Origin of the sequence: Streptacidiphilus sp. EB129, from assembly GCF_041262645.1 — a bacterium.
In the GTDB taxonomy this organism is placed as follows: Bacteria; Actinomycetota; Actinomycetes; order Streptomycetales; family Streptomycetaceae; genus Streptacidiphilus.
The window spans coordinates 61,788-84,209 of record NZ_JBGCCS010000011.1 but is presented as its reverse complement, the minus strand read 5'-3'; the positions used below and the strand labels follow the sequence as shown (position 1 = coordinate 84,209).

Annotated in this window: 16 protein-coding genes and 1 tRNA gene; 3 read left to right on the top strand and 14 right to left on the bottom strand. The window is 69.2% G+C overall.

Features of this window, described 5'->3' with window-relative positions; genetic code table 11:
* Positions 1-32: 32 nt before the first annotated feature.
* The 4 genes from rpsG to ABH925_RS16070 all read right to left on the bottom strand — a co-directional run bounded on the left by rpsG (position 33) and on the right by ABH925_RS16070 (position 3,725).
* Positions 33-503 (bottom strand): 30S ribosomal protein S7, encoded by a 471-nt coding sequence (gene rpsG, locus ABH925_RS16085; RefSeq protein WP_123497064.1) that lies wholly within the window; start codon positions 501-503, stop codon positions 33-35.
* A 2-nt stretch (positions 504-505) separates the two neighbouring features.
* Positions 506-877, bottom strand: a complete 372-nt coding sequence (gene rpsL, locus ABH925_RS16080) for a 30S ribosomal protein S12 (protein ID WP_014144289.1) — start codon at positions 875-877, stop codon at positions 506-508.
* A 437-nt stretch (positions 878-1,314) separates the two neighbouring features.
* Positions 1,315-1,998 carry a DUF1707 and DUF4190 domain-containing protein gene (locus ABH925_RS16075; protein ID WP_370148441.1) on the bottom strand — a complete coding sequence of 228 codons (684 nt, stop codon included), beginning with the start codon at positions 1,996-1,998 and terminating at the stop codon, positions 1,315-1,317.
* A 245-nt stretch (positions 1,999-2,243) separates the two neighbouring features.
* Entirely contained in the window at positions 2,244-3,725 is a 1,482-nt protein-coding gene (locus ABH925_RS16070) for a DUF2637 domain-containing protein (RefSeq protein WP_370148438.1), read from the bottom strand.
* Positions 3,726-4,233: 508 nt separating this feature from the next.
* Here ABH925_RS16070 and ABH925_RS16065 point away from each other — a divergent pair.
* Entirely contained in the window at positions 4,234-5,481 is a 1,248-nt protein-coding gene (locus tag ABH925_RS16065; RefSeq protein WP_370148620.1) for a DUF2786 domain-containing protein, read from the top strand.
* 108 nt (positions 5,482-5,589) lie between these two features.
* Here the strand turns inward: ABH925_RS16065 and ABH925_RS16060 are convergent, their stop codons facing one another.
* The 9 genes from ABH925_RS16060 to ABH925_RS16020 all read right to left on the bottom strand — a co-directional run bounded on the left by ABH925_RS16060 (position 5,590) and on the right by ABH925_RS16020 (position 18,544).
* A complete protein-coding gene (locus tag ABH925_RS16060) occupies positions 5,590-9,489 on the bottom strand; it encodes a DNA-directed RNA polymerase subunit beta' (RefSeq protein ID WP_370148437.1) in 3,900 nt (1,299 codons plus the stop codon).
* A gap of 104 nt (positions 9,490-9,593) precedes the next feature.
* Positions 9,594-13,067: a DNA-directed RNA polymerase subunit beta gene (gene rpoB / locus ABH925_RS16055; RefSeq protein WP_370148436.1), complete on the bottom strand. Its 3,474-nt coding sequence runs from the start codon at positions 13,065-13,067 to the stop codon at positions 9,594-9,596.
* A gap of 845 nt (positions 13,068-13,912) precedes the next feature.
* Positions 13,913-14,296 (bottom strand): 50S ribosomal protein L7/L12, encoded by a 384-nt coding sequence (rplL, locus tag ABH925_RS16050; protein ID WP_370148434.1) that lies wholly within the window; start codon positions 14,294-14,296, stop codon positions 13,913-13,915.
* Positions 14,297-14,372: 76 nt separating this feature from the next.
* Positions 14,373-14,942 carry a 50S ribosomal protein L10 gene (gene rplJ, locus ABH925_RS16045; protein ID WP_370148433.1) on the bottom strand — a complete coding sequence of 190 codons (570 nt, stop codon included), beginning with the start codon at positions 14,940-14,942 and terminating at the stop codon, positions 14,373-14,375.
* A gap of 464 nt (positions 14,943-15,406) precedes the next feature.
* Positions 15,407-16,129, bottom strand: a complete 723-nt coding sequence (gene rplA, locus ABH925_RS16040) for a 50S ribosomal protein L1 (protein ID WP_370148431.1) — start codon at positions 16,127-16,129, stop codon at positions 15,407-15,409.
* 88 nt (positions 16,130-16,217) lie between these two features.
* The gene (gene rplK / locus ABH925_RS16035; RefSeq protein ID WP_370148429.1) at positions 16,218-16,652 is read right to left on the bottom strand and encodes a 50S ribosomal protein L11; all 435 of its coding nucleotides are present in this window, start codon (positions 16,650-16,652) and stop codon (positions 16,218-16,220) included.
* Between the two features lie 262 nt (positions 16,653-16,914).
* Entirely contained in the window at positions 16,915-17,814 is a 900-nt protein-coding gene (gene nusG, locus ABH925_RS16030) for a transcription termination/antitermination protein NusG (protein WP_370148427.1), read from the bottom strand.
* A gap of 217 nt (positions 17,815-18,031) precedes the next feature.
* Positions 18,032-18,361 (bottom strand): preprotein translocase subunit SecE, encoded by a 330-nt coding sequence (gene secE / locus ABH925_RS16025; protein ID WP_370148425.1) that lies wholly within the window; start codon positions 18,359-18,361, stop codon positions 18,032-18,034.
* A gap of 110 nt (positions 18,362-18,471) precedes the next feature.
* Positions 18,472-18,544 (bottom strand) — tRNA-Trp (locus tag ABH925_RS16020).
* Between the two features lie 240 nt (positions 18,545-18,784).
* On the opposite strand from ABH925_RS16020, the gene ABH925_RS16015 reads away from it, so the two are divergent.
* Entirely contained in the window at positions 18,785-20,032 is a 1,248-nt protein-coding gene (locus ABH925_RS16015; RefSeq protein WP_370148423.1) for a pyridoxal phosphate-dependent aminotransferase, read from the top strand.
* A 178-nt stretch (positions 20,033-20,210) separates the two neighbouring features.
* Positions 20,211-21,248 (top strand): adenosine deaminase, encoded by a 1,038-nt coding sequence (locus ABH925_RS16010; RefSeq protein ID WP_370148422.1) that lies wholly within the window; start codon positions 20,211-20,213, stop codon positions 21,246-21,248.
* Between the two features lie 56 nt (positions 21,249-21,304).
* Here ABH925_RS16010 and ABH925_RS16005 read toward each other — a convergent pair whose 3' ends face one another.
* A complete protein-coding gene (locus ABH925_RS16005) occupies positions 21,305-22,363 on the bottom strand; it encodes a UDP-N-acetylmuramate dehydrogenase (RefSeq protein ID WP_370148419.1) in 1,059 nt (352 codons plus the stop codon).
* Between the last annotated feature and the right edge of the window lie 59 nt (positions 22,364-22,422).

Below are 22,422 nucleotides of genomic sequence, written 5' to 3'. Positions count from 1 at the left end.
CTCTCTCTTTCTTATTTCTGACGGGGTTCGGACTACCAGCGGTAGTGCGCGAAGGCCTTGTTGGACTCGGCCATCTTGTGCGTGTCCTCGCGACGCTTCACCGAGGCACCCAGACCGTTGCTGGCGTCCAGGATCTCGTTGAGCAGACGCTCGGTCATGGTCTTCTCGCGACGGGCGCGGGAGTAACCGACGAGCCAGCGCAGCGCCAGGGTGTTGGCACGGCCGGGCTTGACCTCGACCGGCACCTGGTAGGTCGCGCCACCGACACGGCGGGACTTGACCTCAAGGGTCGGCTTGACGTTCTCCAGCGCGCGCTTGAGCGCGACGACCGGGTCTGCGTTGGTCTTCTCGCGGACGCCCTCGAGGGCGCCGTACACGATGCGCTCGGCGGTGGAGCGCTTGCCGTGCAGGAGGATCTTGTTAACGAGCGACGTCACCACAGGGGAGCCGTAAACCGGGTCGATGATGACCGGGCGCTTCGGGGCGGGGCCCTTACGAGGCATTCTTACTTCTCCTTCTTGGCGCCGTAGCGGCTGCGGGCCTGCTTGCGGTTCTTGACACCCTGGGTGTCAAGGGAGCCGCGGATGATCTTGTAACGCACACCCGGCAGGTCCTTAACACGGCCGCCACGAACGAGCACGATGGAGTGCTCCTGCAGGTTGTGGCCCTCGCCCGGAATGTAAGCGGTGACCTCGATCCCGCTGGTGAGGCGCACACGGGCGACCTTACGAAGGGCCGAGTTCGGCTTCTTCGGGGTGGTCGTGTACACACGCGTGCAGACGCCGCGACGCTGAGGGGAACCCTTCAGTGCGGGCGTCTTGTTCTTCTCGACCTTGTCCTGCCGGCCCTTTCGGACCAGCTGCTGGATCGTAGGCACCGTTTCTCCGTCTTCTCTGTGCCATCTCTGGTGAAACTACCCTGGTTGTGTCTCGCCGACGTCCGACCCACGCGGTCGGGTGTGTCGAGCGCTTTCCATTCCCCTCGACTCCTCGCGGAGGAGCGGTGTGGAAGCGCGGTTCCCATGACGCGGCGGCTGGCAAAATGCACGCACGCACAAGAGACCCGGGGACACCCCAGGCACAAGGTCAGAGCGTACCTAGCGCATCGGCGCGGGTCAAAACAAATGGGGAGACGCAGGTCAGCGTGGTGCCGCAGAGAGGCCCGGGGCCCGATTTGCGGCCCCGGCGAGAGTGTGCATCGACGTCACGACGGTAGCGGGGTCGCCGGGCGCCGCCGGGCGCCGCCGCGAGGTGGCGCCGGCGCCGCGCCGCTCCGCCGTGGCGCTCCCGCGCCGCGCGGGAACCGGCCCCGGCGTCAGCCGCCGGGAGGCGGCGGGGCCGGGACGGCGGATCCGGGGTCGCCGTGGGATGCCAGCACCGCGACCAGGAACACGAACACCCACAGCGCCACACCGAGCCAGCCGAGCACCACGGCCGTGGTGGCCATGCCGTCGCCCTCCTCGTCCCGCTCCCTGATCTGCTGCCGCGCCACATGGCCGCAGATCAACGCCGGGAGGGCGGTCAGGCCAAAGGTCGGTATCTCGGCGATGGCCAGCGCCAGCGCCACCCCGGACAGCTGGTTCGTCCGGCGCCGGCGCGGCGGCGCCGCGAAGGGGTTGGCGTAGGGGGCGGGGTACGGATGCGGCGCGCCCAGGTACACCGGCGGGTACGGCACGAAGGCGGCCGGCAGCAACGGGGCCGGAGTCAGGTACGGCACCGGTATCGGACCGCTGGGCAGGTCCGCCACCAGACCGGACAGCTCGCCGTAGGTGAGCGAGCGGTAGACCAGCTCGACCCGGTCGTCGTACTCCGCCGAGGTCAGCCGGCCCTCCGCGTAGGCCGCCTTGAGCACGTCCACGGTGCGTTCGCGGTCCGCGTGGGACGCGCGCATCGCGGTGGCCGCTCCCGGCGCCGCCGGAACAGCGGCGCCGGTCGGGGGCTGCCGCCGGTCCATCGGCGTGGTCTTCCGGAGCGGCACCGGATCGGGCCACTGCTGCATAGGGTGCTTCGGCTGCGTGGACAACGGCGACCTCCCCGAATGCGCCCGCTGCCGAGTCGGCAGTGGCACGACCTCGTTCCCATAGTGCAAGACGATCGGGAGAAGCGCATCGTGCCCAGGAAGCATGTCGAGGACTTGTGACACAAACTCAGCAGCCGTCGCTCAGAGGTGTTCCGCCGTCACTCGTGTTCGACCGCTGCTCGTGTTCGGCCCGTGCTCGCGTTCGACCCGCCCGCGTTCGGCGCTCACTCGTAGCGGGCGGCGTAGCGCTGCTGGAGTTCGGGCCAGTGCCGTCGCAGGGTCTCGGCGGCGATCGGCTGGTCGGCGGTCTTGCCGCTGAGGCCGTGCGCGGTGAAGAGGTGGCGGGAGAGCTCGGCCGGGTCGGGGTCCTTGTCGTACGCGTCCCTGAAGCTCAGCAGACCGTCGAGGTAGGTGTCGATCGGATCGGCGGCCTGTCCCGCCTGCGCGCCCTGGACCGGCTCGAAGGACGGGGCGAAGGCCGGCACCACGGTCTCCGCCTCCTGCTCCGGCAGCACCTTGGGCGCGAACCAGGCCTCCGGCCCGTCGTCGCCGGCGCCGTCGGCCGGGTGCTGCATCGGCAGCCAGGCCACACCGCGCGGCGCGGCCACGCCGGCCCCGGACTGGTGCTGCGGGTCGTCGGCGGCGGCGCTGGTGTCCGGGTCGTGCAGCGGGCGGCGGTGCCGGTGCAGGGCGAGCTTGGTGAGCACGCCGACGGCGACCGGGTCGACGACCGGTGCCGGCCCGGGCGCCTGCCCAGGGGCTTGACCGGGGACCTGACCGGTGACCGCGGACGGCACCGGCGCGGGCCCGGAAACCTGGGCGTAGCCGGCGGCCGCGGGCTGGGCGAACCCAGGGCCTGCGGCGGGCTGCGGCGCGGGCTGGACGGGGGCCTGGCCGACCCCGGCGGGCGCGGGCTGGGCGAACCCGGGGGCGGCGGGCGGAGCGGCGATCGGGGCCGCAGCCGGGGCTGCAGTCGCAACCCCGGGCTGGGCGTAGCCGGGAGCGGCCGCCGGTGCGATGGCGGGGGCGGTGCGGACCGCGTCCAGATCCAGCGGGACGCCGTACTTGGCCAGCTTCAGCGGCAGCAGCGTCTCGATCGGCGCATGGCGGCGCCAGCCGCGCCCGTACCGGGCCCGCAGGTGGGTGCGGTAGACGAGCCGGTTCTGCTCCAGCCGGACCACCTCGTCGTAGGAGCGCAGCTCCCACAGCTTCATCCGGCGCCACAGCCGGAAGGTGGGCACCGGTGACAGGATCCAGCGCATCAGCCGCACCGACTCCATGTGCCGGTCGGCGGTGATGTCCGCGATCCGCCCGACGGCGTGCCGCGCGGCCTCGACCACGACCACGAACAGCACCGGGATGATCGCGTGCATGGCCATGGCCAGCGGGTCGCCCCAGGACGACGCCGCATTGAAGACGATCGTCCCCCCGGTGAGCAGCCAGGCGGTCTGGCGCAGCAGCGGGAAGGGGATGCGCAGCCAGGTGAGCACCAGGTCCAGGGCCAGCAGGACGGCGATGCCGACGTCCACGCCGATCGGGAACACATAGGAGAAGACGCCGAAACCCTTGTGCAGGGCGAGGGTGCGCACCGCCGAGTAGGAACCGGCGAAGCCGATCCCGGCGATGATGAAGGCGCCGGCGGCGACCACGCCGATGAGGGCGCGGTGTGCTCGGGTTATCGCGGGGCCTGCCATGGAGCCGTCCATCCGTGGAGTGTGTGGTCACGGTGCCCCCGTCGGGGCTCGTGAGGCGGAGGACAGCTTGCCACAACGCGCTGTGCCGCCCGTCGCGGGTGTCCGCCGCCGGGCTCACGCCCACGTCCGGGCCCTGCGGCGGGGATTGACGTGGCATCACCTGGGTCACCGAACAGGCATTGTCACACCCTGCTGCCACCATGACACGGTCGGTGAACAGCCGATGTCGGACGGGTGCGGCGCGCTCCGGGACAATGGGGTCGGTCGCATTCGGGAACAGGACAGGAGGGCTGTGATGGGCAAGCGCAACCAGGAGCGCCGCGGGGCCGCCCGGCGGGCGCGGGAAGCGGGCCGCCCGGAGCGGCCGTCCCAGGCCGCCCATGGCGGCGCCGACCCCGGTACCGCCGACCGTCGCGCCGGCAGCGGTGGCGGCACCGGCCCCGCCGGCGGCTCACGCGGTGACTCCCGCGACAACGGCGGCCGTCGCGGGCCGGCCGGTGCGCCGCCCCGCGAACCCTCCCTGCGGGAGGCCGTGGACGCGGCCTTCGGCGGAGTGCTGCACGCCGCCGACGTGGACTACCACCTGGCGCTGGACCTCGGTGCCAGCGCGCTGTCCGAGCCGGCCGCGCGCTGGCCGCAGACCAGCCGGACCGTGCTGCCGGCCAGCGGCGCCCTGCTGGTACGGCTGTGGCGGGCCGGATGGCAGCCCGCCGACCTGGTCCGGGCGGTGCGCCGGGAGCTGACGCCACGTCACGCCCGGCTGGTGGTCGACCTGGTCGCCGCCGAGTCGCGGAGCTATGCCGCCGCCGCGCTGGACCCGCGCTGGGCCGGGCAGTTGCGGGAGTTGGAGGCCTCGGCCTGGTGGGGCGAGGACGACCTGCTGCTCCCCGGCGTCGCCCAGCGCGAGCGCGCCGACCGTTTCACCGTCGCCACCCTGCTGCTGGAACTGGTCCGGCTGATCGGACGGCTGCCCCCGATCACCCTGCTCACTCCCCCGCCGGGCGCGGAGCGCTCGACCTCGTCGATCTCCTTCGTCCCGAAGACCGGCAGCGAGCCGAGGATGCTCGGCCGGATCCGGGCGCTGCTGGCCAAGGCCGAGTCGACCGAGTACCCGGAGGAGGCCGAGGCGCTGACCGCCAAGGCACAGCAGCTGATGGCGCAGCACAGCATCGACGAGGCACTGCTCGCCGCCTCCGCCGGCGGCAGGACCGAACCGGGCGCCTGCCGGATCGGCGTCGACAACCCCTACGAGGCTCCCAAGGCGCTGCTGCTGGACGCGGTCGCCGGCGCCAACCGGTCCCGGTCGGTGTGGACGAAGGACCTGGGCTTCTGCACCGTGGTCGGCTTCCCGGCCGACCTGGAGGCGGTGGAGCTGCTCTACACCTCGCTGCTGGTGCAGGCGACCGGCGCGATGAACAGCGCGGGGACACAGCGCGGCGGCGCCGGCAGCTCGCGTACCAAGTCGTTCCGCCAGTCCTTCCTGATCGCCTACGCGGCGCGGATCCGCGAGCGGCTGTCCGAGGCCACGGCGGTGGCGACGGAGGAGGCCCTGGACGGGCTGCGGGCGCGGGGCGGCGGCTCGGCGGCGTCCGCCCTGCTGCCGGTCCTGGCGGCCCGCGAGGAGGCCGTGCAGGAGTCGGCGGAGCGGATGTTCCCCAACACCACGGCCGGGCGTTCGATGCGGGCCAGCGACTACGAGGGCTGGACCCAGGGCCGCGCCGCGGCCGACCGCGCCCGGCTGACCGGCCACGAGTCACTCCCCCGCTGACCCGGGCGCCTGCGCGAGCACGCGGGTGCTGAACACCGGAGTTGCCGGATACGCCGCAGGGCGGTCACCCCGGATGGGGTGGCCGCCCTGCGGTCTCTGCGGTGACTGTCAGCCGGTGTAGGGGCCGTAGTCGTAGTCGTCCAGCGGGACGGCCTGGCCGGAGCCGGAGCCGAAGGGCGAGTAGTCGATGTCGTCGTAGCCGACGGCCGAGTACATCGCGGCCTTGGCCTCCTCCGTCGGCTCCACCCGGATGTTGCGGTAGCGGGGCAGACCCGTACCGGCCGGGATGAGCTTTCCGAGGATGACGTTCTCCTTGAGGCCCAGCAGCGGGTCGGACTTGGCGTGGATCGCCGCGTCCGTCAGCACCCGGGTCGTCTCCTGGAAGGAGGCGGCCGACAGCCAGGACTCGGTCGCCAGCGAGGCCTTGGTGATACCCATCAGCTGCGGACGGCCGGAGGCGGGCTGGCCGCTCTCGGACACCACACGACGGTTCTCGGTCTCGAAGCGACCCCGCTCGACCAGCTCGCCGGGCAGCAGTTCGGCGTCGCCGGACTCGATGATCGTGACCCGGCGCAGCATCTGCCGGATGATGATCTCGATGTGCTTGTCGTGGATCGACACACCCTGCGAGTTGTAGACCTTCTGGACCTCGGCCACCAGGTGGATCTGGACGGCACGCTGGCCCAGGATGCGCAGCACGTCGTGCGGGTTGACCGTGCCGTTGGTCAGCTGCTGGCCGACCTCGACGTGCTCACCCTCGGACACCCGCAGCTTGATGCGCTTGGAGATCGGGTAGGCGATCTCCTCGCTGCCGTCGTCGGGGGTGATGACGAGCTTACGGGTCTTCTCGGTGTCCTCGATCCGGACCCGGCCCTCGGCCTCGCTGATCGGGGCCACACCACGCGGGTTACGGGCCTCGAAGAGCTCGACGACACGGGGCAGACCCTGGGTGATGTCGTCACCGGCCACACCACCGGTGTGGAAGGTACGCATCGTCAGCTGGGTACCGGGCTCACCGATGGACTGGGCGGCGATGATGCCGACCGCCTCACCGATGTCGACCAGCTTGCCGGTGGCCAGCGAGCGGCCGTAGCACATGGCGCAGGTGCCGACGGCGGACTCGCAGGTCAGGATGGAGCGGGTCTTGACCGCGGAGATGCCCAGACGGATCAGCTCGTCGATCAGGACGTCGCCCAGGTCGGTGTTGGCCGGGGCCAGCACCTGCCCGTCCACGACGATGTCCTCGGCGAGCGCACGGGCGTAGACGCTGGTCTCGACGTCGTCCCGCTTGCGCAGCACGCCGTCCTCGCCCACGTCACCGATCGGCAGCTTGAGGCCGCGCTCGGTGCCGCAGTCCTCCTCGCGAATGATGACGTCCTGGGAGACGTCGACCAGACGACGGGTGAGGTAACCGGAGTCGGCGGTACGCAGGGCGGTGTCGGCGAGACCCTTACGGGCACCGTGGGTGGAGATGAAGTACTCCAGCACGGAGAGGCCCTCACGGAACGACGCCTTGATGGGTCGCGCGATGGTCTCGTTCTTCGCGTTGGACACCAGACCACGCATACCGGCGATCTGACGCATCTGCATCATGTTTCCGCGAGCCCCGGAGTCCACCATCATGAAGATGGGGTTGGTCTTCGGGAAGTTCGCGTTCATCGCCTCGGCGACCTCGGCGGTCGCCTTGGTCCAGATGCCGACGAGCTCCTGCTGGCGCTCGTCCTTGGTGATCAGGCCGCGCTCGTACTGCTTCTGGACCTTCTCGGCCTGCGCCTCGTAGCCCTCAAGGATCTGGGGCTTGTTCGGCGGGACCACGACGTCCGAGATGGAGACGGTGACACCGGAGCGGGTGGCCCAGTGGAAACCGGCCGCCTTGAGGTTGTCCAGCGTCGCCGCGACGACGACCTTGGGGTAGCGCTCGGCGAGGTCGTTGACGATCGAGGAGAGCGCCTTCTTGTTGATCTCGTCCTCGACGAACGGGTAGTCCTCGGGCAGCAGCTCGTTGAAGAGCGCGCGGCCCAGGGTGGTCCGCAGACGGATCTGCTCGCCCTCCTGCCAGGTGGCCTTGCCGTCCTCGTCGACCGGCGGGGTCCAGCCACGCGGGGGCACGGTGCCCAGCGGGAGGCGCAGGTCGATCTCGGACTGCAGGTCCAGGTCCTTGGCGTCGAAGGCCATCACGGCCTCCGAGGTCGCGCCGAAGGCGCGGCCGACGCCGCGGAGCGTCTCCGGGTCACGGGTCGAGGTCAGGAAGAACAGACCCAGCACCATGTCCTGGGTCGGCATGGTGACGGGGCGACCGTCGGCCGGCTTCAGGATGTTGTTGGAGGACAGCATCAGGATGCGGGCCTCGGCCTGCGCCTCCGCGGAGAGCGGAAGGTGCACGGCCATCTGGTCACCGTCGAAGTCCGCGTTGAACGCGGTGCAGACGAGCGGGTGGATCTGGATGGCCTTGCCCTCGACCAGCTGCGGCTCGAAGGCCTGGATGCCGAGGCGGTGCAGCGTGGGCGCACGGTTCAGCAGCACCGGGTGCTCGGCGATGACCTCTTCGAGGACGTCCCAGACCACCGGACGGGCACGCTCGACCATGCGCTTGGCCGACTTGATGTTCTGCGCGTGGTTCAGGTCCACCAGGCGCTTCATCACGAACGGCTTGAAGAGCTCCAGCGCCATGGCCTTGGGCAGACCGCACTGGTGCAGCTTGAGCTGCGGGCCGACGACGATGACCGAACGGGCCGAGTAGTCGACACGCTTGCCGAGCAGGTTCTGACGGAAACGACCCTGCTTGCCCTTGAGCATGTCGCTCAGGGACTTCAGCGGCCGGTTGCCCGGACCGGTGACCGGACGGCCACGACGGCCGTTGTCGAACAGCGCGTCCACGGCCTCCTGAAGCATGCGCTTCTCGTTGTTCACGATGATCTCGGGCGCGCCGAGGTCCAGGAGCCGCTTGAGGCGGTTGTTGCGGTTGATCACGCGGCGGTACAGGTCGTTCAGGTCGGAGGTCGCGAAGCGGCCACCGTCCAGCTGCACCATCGGACGCAGGTCCGGCGGGATGACCGGGACGCAGTCCAGCACCATGCCCTTGGGCTTGTTGGTGGTCTGCAGGAACGCCGAGACGACCTTGAGGCGCTTGAGCGCACGGGTCTTCTTCTGGCCCTTGCCGGTCTTGATGATCTCGCGGAGCTTCTCGGCCTCCTCCTCCAGGTCGAAGGTCTCCAGGCGCTTCTGCAGCGCCGCGGCACCCATCGAACCGGAGAAGTACGTGCCGAAGCGGTCGCGCAGCTCGCGGTAGAGCAGCTCGTCGCCCTCCAGGTCCTGGACCTTGAGGGACTTGAAGCGGGCCCACACCTCGTCCAGGCGGTCCAGCTCGCGCTGGGCCCGGTCGCGGAGCTGCTTCATCTCGCGCTCGGCGCCTTCGCGCACCTTGCGGCGCACGTCGGCCTTGGCACCCTCGGCCTCGAGCTCGGCGAGGTCGCCCTCGAGCTTCTTGGCGCGGGTCTCCAGGTCGGCGTCGCGGCGCTGCTCGATCTGCTGGCGCTCGACGGAGACCTGGGCCTCCAGCGAGGACAGGTCACGGGTGCGGCGCTCGTCGTCGACCCACGTGATCATGTAGGCGGCGAAGTAGATGACCTTCTCAAGGTCCTTGGGGGCAAGGTCCAGGAGGTAGCCGAGGCGCGAGGGCACGCCCTTGAAGTACCAGATGTGCGTGACAGGGGCGGCCAGCTCGATGTGGCCCATCCGCTCACGACGCACCTTGGCGCGAGTGACCTCGACGCCGCAGCGCTCACAGATGATGCCCTTGAAGCGGACGCGCTTGTACTTGCCGCAGTAGCACTCCCAGTCGCGGGTCGGGCCGAAGATCTTCTCGCAGAAGAGTCCGTCCTTTTCCGGCTTGAGGGTGCGGTAGTTGATGGTCTCGGGCTTCTTAACCTCGCCGTGGGACCACTGACGGATGTCGTCAGCGGTCGCCAGGCCGATTCGCAGCTCATCGAAGAAGTTGACGTCGAGCACGGGTCGTCAATCCCACCTTCGGGGTCGAAGTCTTACGTCTGGTCTGAGGGGGTCCTGGGGGCGACGGGTCGGCGCTGGAGGTCAGCGCCGACCCGGAACCTCCGTCAGACCTCTTCGACGCTGCTCGGCTCGCGCCGGGACAGGTCGATACCGAGCTCCTCCGCGGCGCGGAACACGTCCTCGTCGGAGTCACGCATCTCGATGGACATGCCGTCCGAGGACAGCACCTCCACGTTCAGGCAGAGCGACTGCATCTCCTTGATGAGCACCTTGAAGGACTCGGGGATGCCGGGCTCGGGGATGTTCTCGCCCTTGACGATGGCCTCGTAGACCTTCACGCGGCCGAGCACGTCGTCGGACTTGATGGTGAGCAGTTCCTGGAGGGCGTAGGCGGCGCCGTACGCCTCCAGCGCCCACACCTCCATCTCACCGAACCGCTGACCACCGAACTGCGCCTTACCACCCAGCGGCTGCTGCGTGATCATGGAGTACGGGCCGGTCGAACGGGCGTGGAGCTTGTCGTCGACCAGGTGGTGCAGCTTGAGGATGTACATGTAGCCGACCGAGATCGGCATCGGGAACGGCTCACCGGAGCGGCCGTCGAACATCCGCGCCTTGCCGGAGGAGCCGACCAGGCGGTCGCCGTCCCGGGTGAGCGTGGTGTGGTCGAGCAGACCGGTGATCTCGTCCTCGCGGGCGCCGTCGAAGACCGGGGTGGCCAGGTTGGTGCCACCGGTCGCCTTGTCGGCGCCGATCTTCTGCAGCCGGCGGGCCCACTCCTCGCTGAGTCCGGAGACGTCCCAGCCGGTCTTGGCGAGCCAGCCGAGGTGGGTCTCCAGTACCTGTCCCGGGTTCATTCGGGACGGCACACCGAGGGGGTTGAGCACGATGTCGACCGGGGTGCCGTCCTCAAGGAACGGCATGTCCTCGACCGGAAGGATCTTGGAGATGACACCCTTGTTGCCGTGGCGGCCGGCCAGCTTGTCACCGTTGGTGATCTTGCGCTTCTGCGCCACGTAGACCCGGACCAGCTGGTTGACGCCGGGCGGAAGCTCGTCGCCCTCCTCGCGGTCGAACACGCGGACGCCGATGACCTTGCCGGACTCACCGTGCGGCACCTTCAGCGAGGTGTCGCGGACCTCACGGGCCTTCTCACCGAAGATGGCGCGCAGCAGGCGCTCCTCCGGGGTCAGCTCGGTCTCACCCTTGGGCGTGACCTTGCCGACCAGGATGTCACCGGTGGTGACATCGGCGCCGATGCGGATGATGCCGCGCTCGTCCAGGTCCGCCAGGACCTCCTCGGAGACGTTCGGGATGTCCCGGGTGATCTCCTCGGGGCCGAGCTTGGTGTCACGGGCGTCGACCTCGTGCTCCTCGATGTGGATCGAGGAGAGGACGTCGTCCTGCACGAGGCGCTGCGACAGGATGATCGCGTCCTCGTAGTTGTGACCCTCCCACGGCATGAACGCCACCAGCAGGTTCTTGCCGAGCGCCATCTCGCCCTGGTCCGTGCAGGGACCGTCGGCGAGGACCTGGCCGACCTCGATGCGCGCGCCCTCGTCCACGATGACCTTCTGGTTGAAGGCCGTGCCCTGGTTGGAGCGGGTGAACTTGGCCACGCGGTACGTGGTGTAGGTGCCGTCGTCGTTGGCGATGGTGACGTAGTCGGCAGAGACCTCCTGGACCACGCCGGCCTTCTCGGCGGCGATGACATCGGCGGCGTCGACCGCGGCGCGGTACTCCATGCCGGTGCCGACCAGCGGCGACTCGCTCTTCAGCAGCGGGACGGCCTGACGCATCATGTTCGAGCCCATGAGCGCGCGGTTGGCGTCGTCGTGCTCGAGGAACGGGATCATGGCGGTCGCGACCGACACCATCTGGCGCGGCGAGACGTCCATGTAGTCGATCTCGACACCGGGGATGTAGTCGATCTCGCCGCCACGGCGACGGACCAGCACACGGGCCTCGGCGAAGTGGTTGTCATCGGTCAGCGGCGCGTTGGCCTGGGCGATGACGAACCGGTCCTCCTCGTCCGCGGTGAGGTAGTCCAGGTCATCGGTGACGATGCCCTCGACGACCTTGCGGTACGGGGTCTCCACGAAGCCGAAGGCGTTGACCCGGCCGTAGGAGGCGAGCGACCCGATCAGACCGATGTTCGGGCCTTCCGGGGTCTCGATCGGGCACATACGTCCGTAGTGGGACGGGTGCACGTCACGGACCTCGAAGCCGGCCCGCTCACGGGACAGACCACCGGGGCCCAGCGCGGACAGACGACGCTTGTGGGTGAGCCCCGACAGCGGGTTCGTCTGGTCCATGAACTGGGACAGCTGGCTGGTGCCGAAGAACTCCTTGATGGAGGCGACGACCGGCCGGATGTTGATCAGGGTCTGCGGCGTGATCGCCTCGACGTCCTGGGTCGTCATCCGCTCGCGGACCACGCGCTCCATCCGGGCCAGGCCGGTACGGACCTGGTTCTGGATCAGCTCGCCGACGTTGCGCAGACGACGGTTTCCGAAGTGGTCGATGTCGTCGTCCTCGACGACGATCGTGCTGCCGTTCGGGGCGACCGTCTCGGTCTCACCGGCGTGCAGCTGGACCAGGTACTTGATCGTGGCAAGGATGTCGTCGGTGGTGAGCACGCCGCCGTCGAGCGGCTGCTCCACACCGAGCTTCTTGTTGATCTTGTACCGGCCGACCTTGGCCAGGTCGTAACGCTTCGGGTTGAAGTAGAGGTTCTCCAGAAGCGTCTGCGCCGCCTCGCGGGTGGGCGGCTCGCCCGGACGCAGCTTGCGGTAGATGTCGAGCAGCGCGTCGTCCTGGCCCTGGGTGTGGTCCTTCTCCAGGGTGGCGCGCATCGACTCGTACTGGCCGAACTCCTCCAGGATCTGCTCGGAGGTCCAGCCCAGCGCCTTCAGCAGCACGGTGACCGACTGCTTGCGCTTACGGTCGATGCGGACACCGACCATGTCGCGCTTGTCGATCTCCAGCTCCAGCCAGGCACCCCGGGAGGGGATGACCTTGGCGGAGTAGATGTCCTTGTCGGACGTCTTGTCCAGGGTGGTGTCGAAGTACACGCCCGGTGAGCGCACCAGCTGCGAGACAACGACACGCTCGGTGCCGTTGATCACGAAGGTGCCCTTGTGGGTCATGAGCGGGAAGTCGCCCATGAAGACCGTCTGCGACTTGATCTCGCCGGTCTCGTTGTTGGTGAACTCGGCCGTGACGAAGAGCGGGGCCGCGAACGTGAAGTCGCGGTCCTTGCACTCGTCGATCGAGTTCTTGGGGGGCTCGAAGCGGTGGTCGCGGAAGGTCAGCGACATCGAACCGGAGAAGTCCTCGATCGGGGAGATCTCCTCGAAGATCTCCTCCAGGCCGGACTTCTGCGGGACGTCGTGTCCTTCAGCGAGCGACGCCTCGACCCTGTCCTTCCACGCCTGATTGCCGAGGAGCCAGTCGAAGCTCTCGGTCTGCAGGGCGAGGAGGTTGGGAACCTCGAGGGGCTCACGAATCTTCGCGAAGGAAATACGGAGCGGTGCGGTGGATGCGGAGTTGTTCGAGGCGTTGCGCGAGGCGGCCAAGAGGGGGTCCTTCCGAGGGCTCGGACTCACTACGCGCGTACCGGGCCCACCCGTCGCACGGGTAGCATCCGCGCTCTCGCACGGACTCCACGGCCGGAGGATTACTCCAGCTCAGAGCCAGTGCGCGGGCGGGGTGCCACCCCTGGTCGGGGTAGTGCGTACTCCGGGGGTCGAGTCACGGAGCAGCTAAAAGGCAGCGCAAAGGGACAGTGTAGCCAGACGGCACACTGCTGTCCAGTCCGGATTCGGAGACCGAATCGTCGAACTCCCTACCTCGCGGAACCACCCTCGCCGAGGGCGCCCCCTGGGGCGGTCACTGCCTACTGGGTGTGTATTCCCCACCACACCCTGGTTCCATGCCTGCGAACCAGCTTTTCGATGTCGCAGCTTCGATGCCGCAGCTTCGATCGTGGTTCGGTCGTCGCGCTGCCCGCCGCCGCCTCCGACCGGAGGCCCGGAGGCACAACCTCGCGTCCTGAGAATTGCGCGCCGCGCCCGGTTCGTCAAGGGCGGGTTCCCGGGGAGCCCCCTCGGGAGACGCTCCTCGGGAGCATCGAGCGGAGCGGTCGGGCCGGGCGACTGCCCTGGTGGGGTGGCCGCACGGCGACCGCTGTGCGGCTCCGGGGGTGAACCCCGGACGCTCCGCGGCGCCCGCTGCGCGCAGGTCGTACTCGCAGCGACGACGATCACCATACTCGCCTCGGCCCGCACTGGGGAGCATCTGGGCGACAGAAGTGGCGAATCGTCATAGAACGGGCAGGGTACGGCAGGTGGAACAGGGCAAACAAAAAACCGAGGCAGCCACCCAAGCGGGTGACTGCCTCGGTCGAGTCAGGTAATCGAGATTACTTGACGGTGACGGAAGCGCCGGCAGCCTCGAGAGCAGCCTTGGCCTTCTCCGCGGCGTCCTTGGCAACCTTCTCCAGGACGGTGGCGGGGGTGCCGTCAACGAGGTCCTTCGCCTCCTTCAGGCCGAGGGACGTCAGGGAGCGCACCTCCTTGATGACCTGGATCTTCTTGTCACCGGCAGAGGTCAGGACGACGTCGAACTCGTCCTGCTCCTCGACCTCTTCGGCGGCGGCGGCAGCGCCACCACCGGCGGCGACGGCGACCGGGGCGGCAGCCTTGACGTCGAACTTCTCCTCGAAGGCCTTCACGAACTCGGAGAGCTCGATGAGGGTCAGCTCGGCGAACTGCTCGAGCAGCTCTTCCTGGGACAGCTTCGCCATGATGGCGTCCTTCCACTATTTCGGCAGGTGCCGGATGTACGGAACGGCGGGCGTACGGGCCCGCTGCGAGGGGGTGCTACTCCGCGGCGGGAGCGGCGTCCTCGACGGCGGGAGCCGGCGTACCGGCACCGCCCTGCTCGACCTTGGCCCGGAGCGCCTCCGCAGTGCGGACGAACTCCGTGAGGGGAGCCTGGAAGGTGGCGGCGGCCTTGGCCATCGACGCCTTCAGGCCACCCGCCAGCTTGGCGAGCAGCACCTCGCGGGACTCGAGGTCCGCGAGCTTCTTGATGTCATCGGCGGACAGCGCCTTACCATCAAGGACACCGCCCTTGATGATCAGTGCGGGGTTCTCCTTGGCGAAGTCACGCAGAGCCTTCGCCGACTCCACCGGGTCACCGGCGACGAAGGCGACAGCCGTCGGACCCGCGAACAGGTCGTCAAGCGAAGAGATCCCGGCCTCATTGGCAGCGATCTTGGTCAGCGTGTTCTTCACCACGGCGTAATTGGCGTTGTCGCCGAGCGAGCGACGCAGCTTCTTCAGCTGCGCCACGGTCAGACCGCGGTACTCGGTCAGCACGGCCGCGTTGGAGGCACGGAACTGGTCCGTGAGCTCGGCGACGGCGGCAGCCTTGTCGGGCCTTGCCATAGGCTTACGCCTCCTTCCGTGATGTCGATGCGTGGCCGACCGTTGAGTCGACCTGCTACGCCCACTACCGCCGGAAGAAAGTGCTCGGAAAACACAGAACAGCCCCGGCGCAGGCGCACGGGGCTTCGCCACGCTCGACAGTCGGCATACCTTTCGGCACGCAACCGGAGCGCGAGTCCTTCCTCATCCATCCTGCGCGGGTCGTCCGCATTGTTCGCGGATCCTTCGGCCACCGCGCTCGCCCTTCTCAGGCTCAGCCTGTTCAGGGACTGCCCCTTGCGGGGCACGCGGCAACGACCAGCGGTCTTTGGCAGTCCCCAAGGTACGTGACGAGGCGCCCAATGGGCAAATCGCCCATCCCAAGCCCCTCCACGGCCTGCCGGCCACGCGAACGGGCCGGTATCCCCTTCCTTGCGGAAGGGGATACCGGCCCGTTCAGAACCTGGTCAATGCCTGATCAGAGATCAGACCGACGCGGGGTCCTCCTCGACGAGGAGGTTCCGGGTGCGGTTGGGGTCGACCTGGATGCCGGGGCCGATCGTGGTGCTGATCGAGACCCGCTTGATGTAGCGGCCCTTGGAGGCGGACGGCTTGGCGCGAAGCACCTCGTCCAGGGCGGCACCGTAGTTCTCGACCAGCTTCTCGGTGTCGAAGGACACCTTGCCGATGATCAGGTGCAGGTTCGAGTGCTTGTCGACGCGGAACTCGATCTTGCCGCCCTTGATCTCGGTCACGGCCTTGGCCACGTCCGGGGTCACGGTGCCGGTCTTCGGGTTCGGCATCAGGCCACGGGGGCCGAGCACGCGGCCCAGGCGACCGACCTTGCCCATCAGGTCCGGGGTGGACACGACGGCGTCGAAGTCCAGGCGGCCCTTGGCGACCTCGTCGATCAGCTCGTCGGCGCCGACGATGTCGGCACCCGCAGCCTCCGCAGCCGCGGCACGGTCACCGGTCGCGAAGACCAGGACCCGGGCGGTCTTGCCGGTGCCGTGCGGAAGGTTGACGGTGCTGCGGACCATCTGGTCGGCCTTGCGCGGGTCGACACCCAGACGCATGGCGACCTCGACGGTGCCGTCGAACTTGGAGGTGGAGGTCTCCTTGGCGAGGCGGATGGCCTCAAGGGGGGCGTACAGACGCTCGCGGTCGATCTTCTCCGCCGCGGCGTTCAGAGCCTTGCTGCGCTTCACTGCTGCTCCTGTGGATTCAAGACGTGGAGTTGTGGTGGCTGCGGGCCGCGCTCGGCCCTACCACTACCGAACAGGTACTGAGGGGAACTCAGCCCTCGACGGTGATGCCCATCGACCGGGCGGTGCCGGCGATGATCTTGTCGGCCTGCTCCAGGGAGTTGGCGTTCAGGTCGGGCAGCTTGGTGGTGGCGATCTCGCGGACCTGGGCAGCCGTGATCTTGGCGACCTTGGTCTTGTGCGGCTCGCCGGAGCCCTTCTCCACGCCCGCGGCCTTGAGGATCAGGCGAGCGGCCGGCGGAGTCTTGGTGATGAAGGTGAAGGAGCGGTCGTCGTAGACCGTGATCTCCACCGGCACGACCATGCCACGCTGCGACTCGGTCGCGGCGTTGTAGGCCTTGCAGAACTCCATGATGTTGACACCGTGCTGGCCCAGTGCGGGGCCGACGGGCGGCGCGGGGTTGGCCGCACCAGCGTTGATCTGGAGCTTGATAAGCCCCGTGACCTTCTTCTTCTTGGGAGGCATGCTCTCTCCGGGTCCTTACGAGAGGTGTTCCCGACCGGCGCGCGAAAGCGCGGCGGCGGGGCCTTGGGTTTCCGTGTGGCTCGCCGGCCGGACGGCCTGGCTCTGCGCACACATCGAACCAGGATAGCCCGAAAGGACCGGCGATCCTAAATCGCTTCCGGCGCCGGGCGCCACACGGCCGAGGGCCCCGTACCGGCGACTGCGGTGCGGGGCCCTCGGAGGTGCTGCTCGGTCGTGCGGCGGACTCAGTCGTGCGAGGGACTCAGTCGTTCTTGGCGATCTGGTCGAAGGAGAGCTCGACCGGGGTCTCCCGGCCGAAGATCTCCACCAGGCCCTTGACCTTCTTGGAGTCCGGGTTGATCTCGTTGATGGTCGCCTGGAGCGTGGCGAACGGGCCGTCGGTGACCGTGACCGAGTCGCCGACCTCGAAGTCGAGGACCTGGACCTCGGACGGACGGACCGGGCTCGGCTTGCCGGCCTCCTTGGCCGCGGCGCGCTCCACGTCCGGGGCGAGCATCTTGACGACCTCGTCCAGCGTCAGCGGGTACGGGTCGTAGGCGTTGCCGACGAAGCCGGTGACACCGGGGGTGTTGCGGACGACGCCCCAGGACTCGTTCGTCAGGTCCATGCGCACCAGCACGTAGCCGGGGAGCTTGTTCTGCCGGATGGTCTTGCGGTCGCCGTTCTTGATCTGGACGACCTCTTCCTGCGGCACCTCGGCCTGGTAGATGTAGTCCTCGACGTTGAGCGAGACGGCGCGCTGCTCCAGGTTGGACTTCACCCGGTTCTCGTAGCCGGCGTAGGTGTGGATGACGTACCACTCACCGGCCGCGGTGCGCAGTTCCTCGCGGAAGGCGGCGACCGGGTCGATCTCGACCTCGTCCGCCTCGGTGACCTCGGCCTCGGCCTCTTCGCTGGCTTCGAGGGCCTCGGACTCCTCGGCGGTGAGCACGGTCAGTGCCTCCTCCTCGGCGGAGCGCCCGGCGTCCTGGTCCGCAGCCTCGACCTCGTCGGCGTCACTATCGACGTTGTCGACGATCTGCTCGGCGGAGTCGTCGGCCTCGGCCCACGCAGACGCGTCCTGCTCCGACGCGTCGGCCGACTCGACGGCTTCGTCAGCCTCGGGGGCCTGTGCGGCGTCGTACAGGTGGGACTCAGACACGTTGGCTGCTTCTTCCTGGAGATGAAGGGTGGGACGGTTCCGTAACCGTCCACAGGGAGAAGCAGGGCTTGGCTGCGGACGACTCGGAGACTCAACGATACCGACACAACGGTAACGGAGCGCCCGGACAGTTATCTCCCGCGAGGGTGATGGGTCGGTGAAACGGAGCCTGGTACGGCTCGGGACGGCGTGTCCCGCTGTGGCCGGACCGGCTGGATCAGCCGAAGACGAGCTTGGACAGCTGGACGAAGCCGGTGTCCAGGCCGTACACGAGAGCCATGATCACCACGACGAAGACGATGACGACCGTCGTGTAGGTGGTGAGGTCGTTCCGGCTCGGCCAGACAACCTTGCGCAGCTCGGCGATGATCTGGCGGTAGAAGAGCCCGGCCCTGGCGAAGATGTTCTTCTGGCCGTCACGCTTCTGCCTGCCCTTGCCCGCGGCCTTGTTGGCGCGCTTGCGGTCGCGACGCGACAGGGTCTCGCCCTGTTCGTCCTCCGCGCTACCACGATCAGGTGTCGCGGTGGAGCCCACGGTCTCCGTCACTCGTCCCTCACCTGAATCCGGGTACCTGTCGGGAGTCGCAGTGATTGCGAACCCGCGTTAATGCACTGCTGACGGTACCGTCTGTTGCCTCCCAGCAACAGGACGGACAGCAGGGCCGGAGGGACTTGAACCCCCAACCGCCGGTTTTGGAGACCGGTGCTCTACCAATTGAGCTACGACCCTTTGAATCCGTACCAGCCGGACTCGCGAGGCCCAACCTACCGTATGAGGACCACCGCGTGGTGTCTGCGGCGCTCCCAGCGTTCGGCCGGGTCCATCGAGGGTTGAGTGTAGGGGGTCGGACCCGGATTGGTCGAATGGGTTCGCCGCGCTGAACTGCGGAACCGGCCCGGAATCACTCGCGGGGGTTCACGGTGTGAAACATCGATGCCCTGCGGTTGCCTTGTCTGGGACCATGCAGGTATGAGCGCTGCCTCCCCCCACCCTGACCCCAGCATCCGTCCCGCCGACCGCCGCGTCTCGGCCCGGATCGGCGCGATCGCCGAGTCCGCGACGCTGGCCGTCGACGCCAAGGCCAAGGCCCTCAAGGCGGCCGGCCGGCCGGTGATCGGCTTCGGCGCCGGCGAGCCGGACTTCCCGACTCCGGGCTACATCGTGGACGCGGCCGTCGCCGCCTGCCGCGACCCCAGGAACCACCGCTACACGCCCGCGGGCGGTCTGCCCGAGCTCAAGGCCGCCATCGCCGCCAAGACGCTGCGGGACTCCGGCTGGGCCGTGGACGCCTCGCAGGTACTGGTGACCAACGGCGGCAAGCAGGCGATCTACGAGGCCTTCGCCGCGATCCTGGATCCGGGCGACGAGGTCATCGTGCCCGCGCCGTACTGGACCACCTACCCGGAGTCGATCCAGCTCGCGGGCGGGGTCAGCGTCGAGGTGGTGGCGGACGAGACCACCGGCTACAAGGTCACCGTGGAGCAGCTGGAGGCCGCCCGCACCGAGAACACCAAGGTGCTGCTGTTCGTCTCCCCCTCCAACCCGACCGGTGCGGTCTACACCCGCGCCGAGGTCGAGGCGGTCGGCCGCTGGGCGGCGGAGCACGGGCTCTGGGTGCTCACCGACGAGATCTACGAGCACCTGGTGTACGGGGACGCCGAGTTCGTCTCGCTGCCGGTGGCCGTGCCGGAGCTGGTCGGCAAGTGCATCGTGGTGAACGGGGTCGCCAAGACCTACGCGATGACCGGCTGGCGGGTCGGCTGGGTGATCGGCCCGCAGGACGTGATCAAGGCCGCGACCAACCTGCAGTCGCACGCGACCTCCAACGTGAGCAACGTCGCGCAGGTGGCGGCGCTGGCCGCGGTGTCGGGAGACCTGGCGGCGGTGGACGAGATGAAGGTCGCGTTCGACCGGCGCCGGCGCACCATCGTGCGGATGCTCAACGAGATCCCCGGCGTGGTCTGCCCCGAGCCCGAGGGCGCGTTCTACGTCTACCCCTCGGTGAAGGCGCTGCTGGGCAAGGAGATCCGCGGGCGGCGCCCGGCCACGTCGGCGGAGCTGGCGGGGCTGATCCTGGACGAGGTCGAGGTCGCCGTGGTGCCCGGCGAGGCCTTCGGGACCCCCGGCTACCTGCGGCTGTCGTACGCGCTGGGCGATGACGACCTGGTGGAGGGCGTCGCCCGGATGCAGAAGCTGCTGGGCGAGGCGCAGGACTGACGCGCCGGACTGACGCGGGGCCCCGCCCTGCCGGACCCTCGGTCGGCCCGCCGTCGCATCCGCTGCGACGGCGGGCCGACGCGCGTACGGGACCGGCCCGGAGGGCTTGAGTTCACCCGATCGGGCGTCTTGACCTCGTTGTTTTCCGCCATCAGGCTGAGTACGCGAAGATCTGCGAATGGAACAGGTATCGACGCCCCCGTCCATCCGCGATGTCCGCCTCCTGCCCAAAGCGCACCTGCATCTGCACTTCACCGGCTCCATGCGTCCGGCCACCCTGCGGGAGCTGGCCGACAAGCACGGGGTGCACCTGCCCGAGGCGCTGAGTTCCGGCAGACCGCCGAAGCTCCGGGCGACCGACGAACGAGGCTGGTTCCGGTTCCAGCGGCTCTACGACATGGCGCGATCGGTACTGCGCGACGACGAGGACATCAGGCGGCTGGTGCTGGAGGCCGCCGAGGACGAGCGTTCCGAGGGCAGCGGCTGGCTGGAGATCCAGGTCGACCCGACCTCCTACGCACCCAGGCTCGGCGGGCTGATCCCGGCGCTCGAACTGGTTCTGGACGCGGTGGCACAGGCGGAGCGGGCGACCGGCGTGGGGATACGTGTGCTGGTCGCCGCCAACCGGATGAAGCATCCGCTGGACGCCCGGACGCTGGCCCGGCTGGCGGTGCGCTATGCGGACCGGGGCGTGGTCGGCTTCGGCCTGTCCAATGACGAACGACGGGGAATGGCACGGGACTTTGACCGTGCCTTCGCGATCGCGCGGGAGGGCGGGCTGCTGGCCGCCCCGCACGGCGGGGAACTCGCCGGACCAGCAAGTGTCCGGGACTGCGTGGACGACCTGGGCGCCGGGCGGGTCGGCCACGGCGTGCGCGCCGCGGAGGACCCGCGACTGATGCAGCGACTGGCGGACCGTCAGATCACCTGCGAGGTCTGCCCGGCGTCCAACGTGGCGCTGGGCGTCTACGAGAAGGCCGAGGACGTGCCGCTGCGGACGCTGTTCGAGGCGGGGGTGCCGCTGGCGCTGGGAGCCGACGATCCGCTGCTCTTCGGCTCCCGGCTGACGGCACAGTACGAGTCGGCGCGGGCGGTGCACGGATTCGGCGACGCGGAGCTGGCAGAGCTCGCCCGCCAGTCGGTACGGGCCTCCCGGGCGCCGGAGGATGTGCGGAAGGGACTGCTGGCGGGGATCGACGCCTGGCTGACCGGCTGAAGGCCGGGCTGACCGGCTGAAGGCCGGCGCCGATGCGGGCGGCGGTCCTGGCCGGGTCAGAGTTCGACGCCCACCAGCACGGGTTCGTTGACGAGGGTGACGCCGAAGGCGTCGTGAACGCCGTCCCTGACCTCGCGGGCGAGGGCCAGCAGATCGTCGGTGGTGGCCCCGCCCCGGTTGGTGAGTGCGAGGGTGTGTTTGCCGGAGATGCGGGCCGGGCCGGCGCCGTAGCCCTTGGTGAAGCCCGCCCTGTCGATGAGCCAGGCAGCGGAGGTCTTGGTGCCGCCGTCGCTCGCGGGATAGGCGGGGGGCGTGGCGTCGGAGCCGAGCCGGTCCCGGACCCGGGTCAGGAACAGCGCGTACTGCTCCGGGTCCAGGACCGGATTGGTGAAGAAGGAGCCGGCCGACCAGGTGTCGTGGTCGTCCGGGTCGAGGACCATGCCCTTGCCCCGACGCAACTGCCAGACCTGGTCCCGGGCGGCGCGGAGGTCGGTGCGTTCGCCCTGCTCGACGCCGAGCGCCCGGGCGATCTCGGCGTAGCGCACCGGGGTGGAGGCCCCGTCGGCGTCCTCCAGGGCGAAGCGGACCCGCAGCACGACGTAGCGGTCGGGCTGGGCCTTGAAGGTGCTGTGCCGGTAGGAGAACGCGCAGTCGGCGTTGGCCAGCGTCACCGTACGGCCGGTGCGACGGTCGTAGGCGACCACCTCGGTGATGGTGGAGGCGACCTCCTGGCCGTAGGCGCCGACGTTCTGGACCGGGGTCGCCCCGACCGAGCCGGGGATGCCGGCCAGGAACTCGATGCCGGCCAGCCCCTGCTCCAGCACCATGGCGCCGACCAGGTCCGACCAGACCTCGCCGGCCGCGGCGTCCAGGGTCGTGCCGTGCAGTTCGTAGCCCCGGGTGGCGATGTGGAGGACGGTGCCGTCGAAGCCCTTGTCGCTGATGACCAGGTTGCTGCCACCGCCGATGATCAGCAGCGGTTCGCCCGCCGCGTCGGCCCGGCGCACGGTGTCGACGATCTCGGCGTCCGTCTCGGCGGTGACCAGTCGGCCGGCCGGGCCGCCGAGGCGGAACGTGGTCAGCGGGGCGAGGGGAGCGTCATGGAGTTCCTGCACTCCCCCACCCTACGGGGAGCGGGGCTCCGAGTGATTCGGAGCCCCGCTCCCCGGGACCG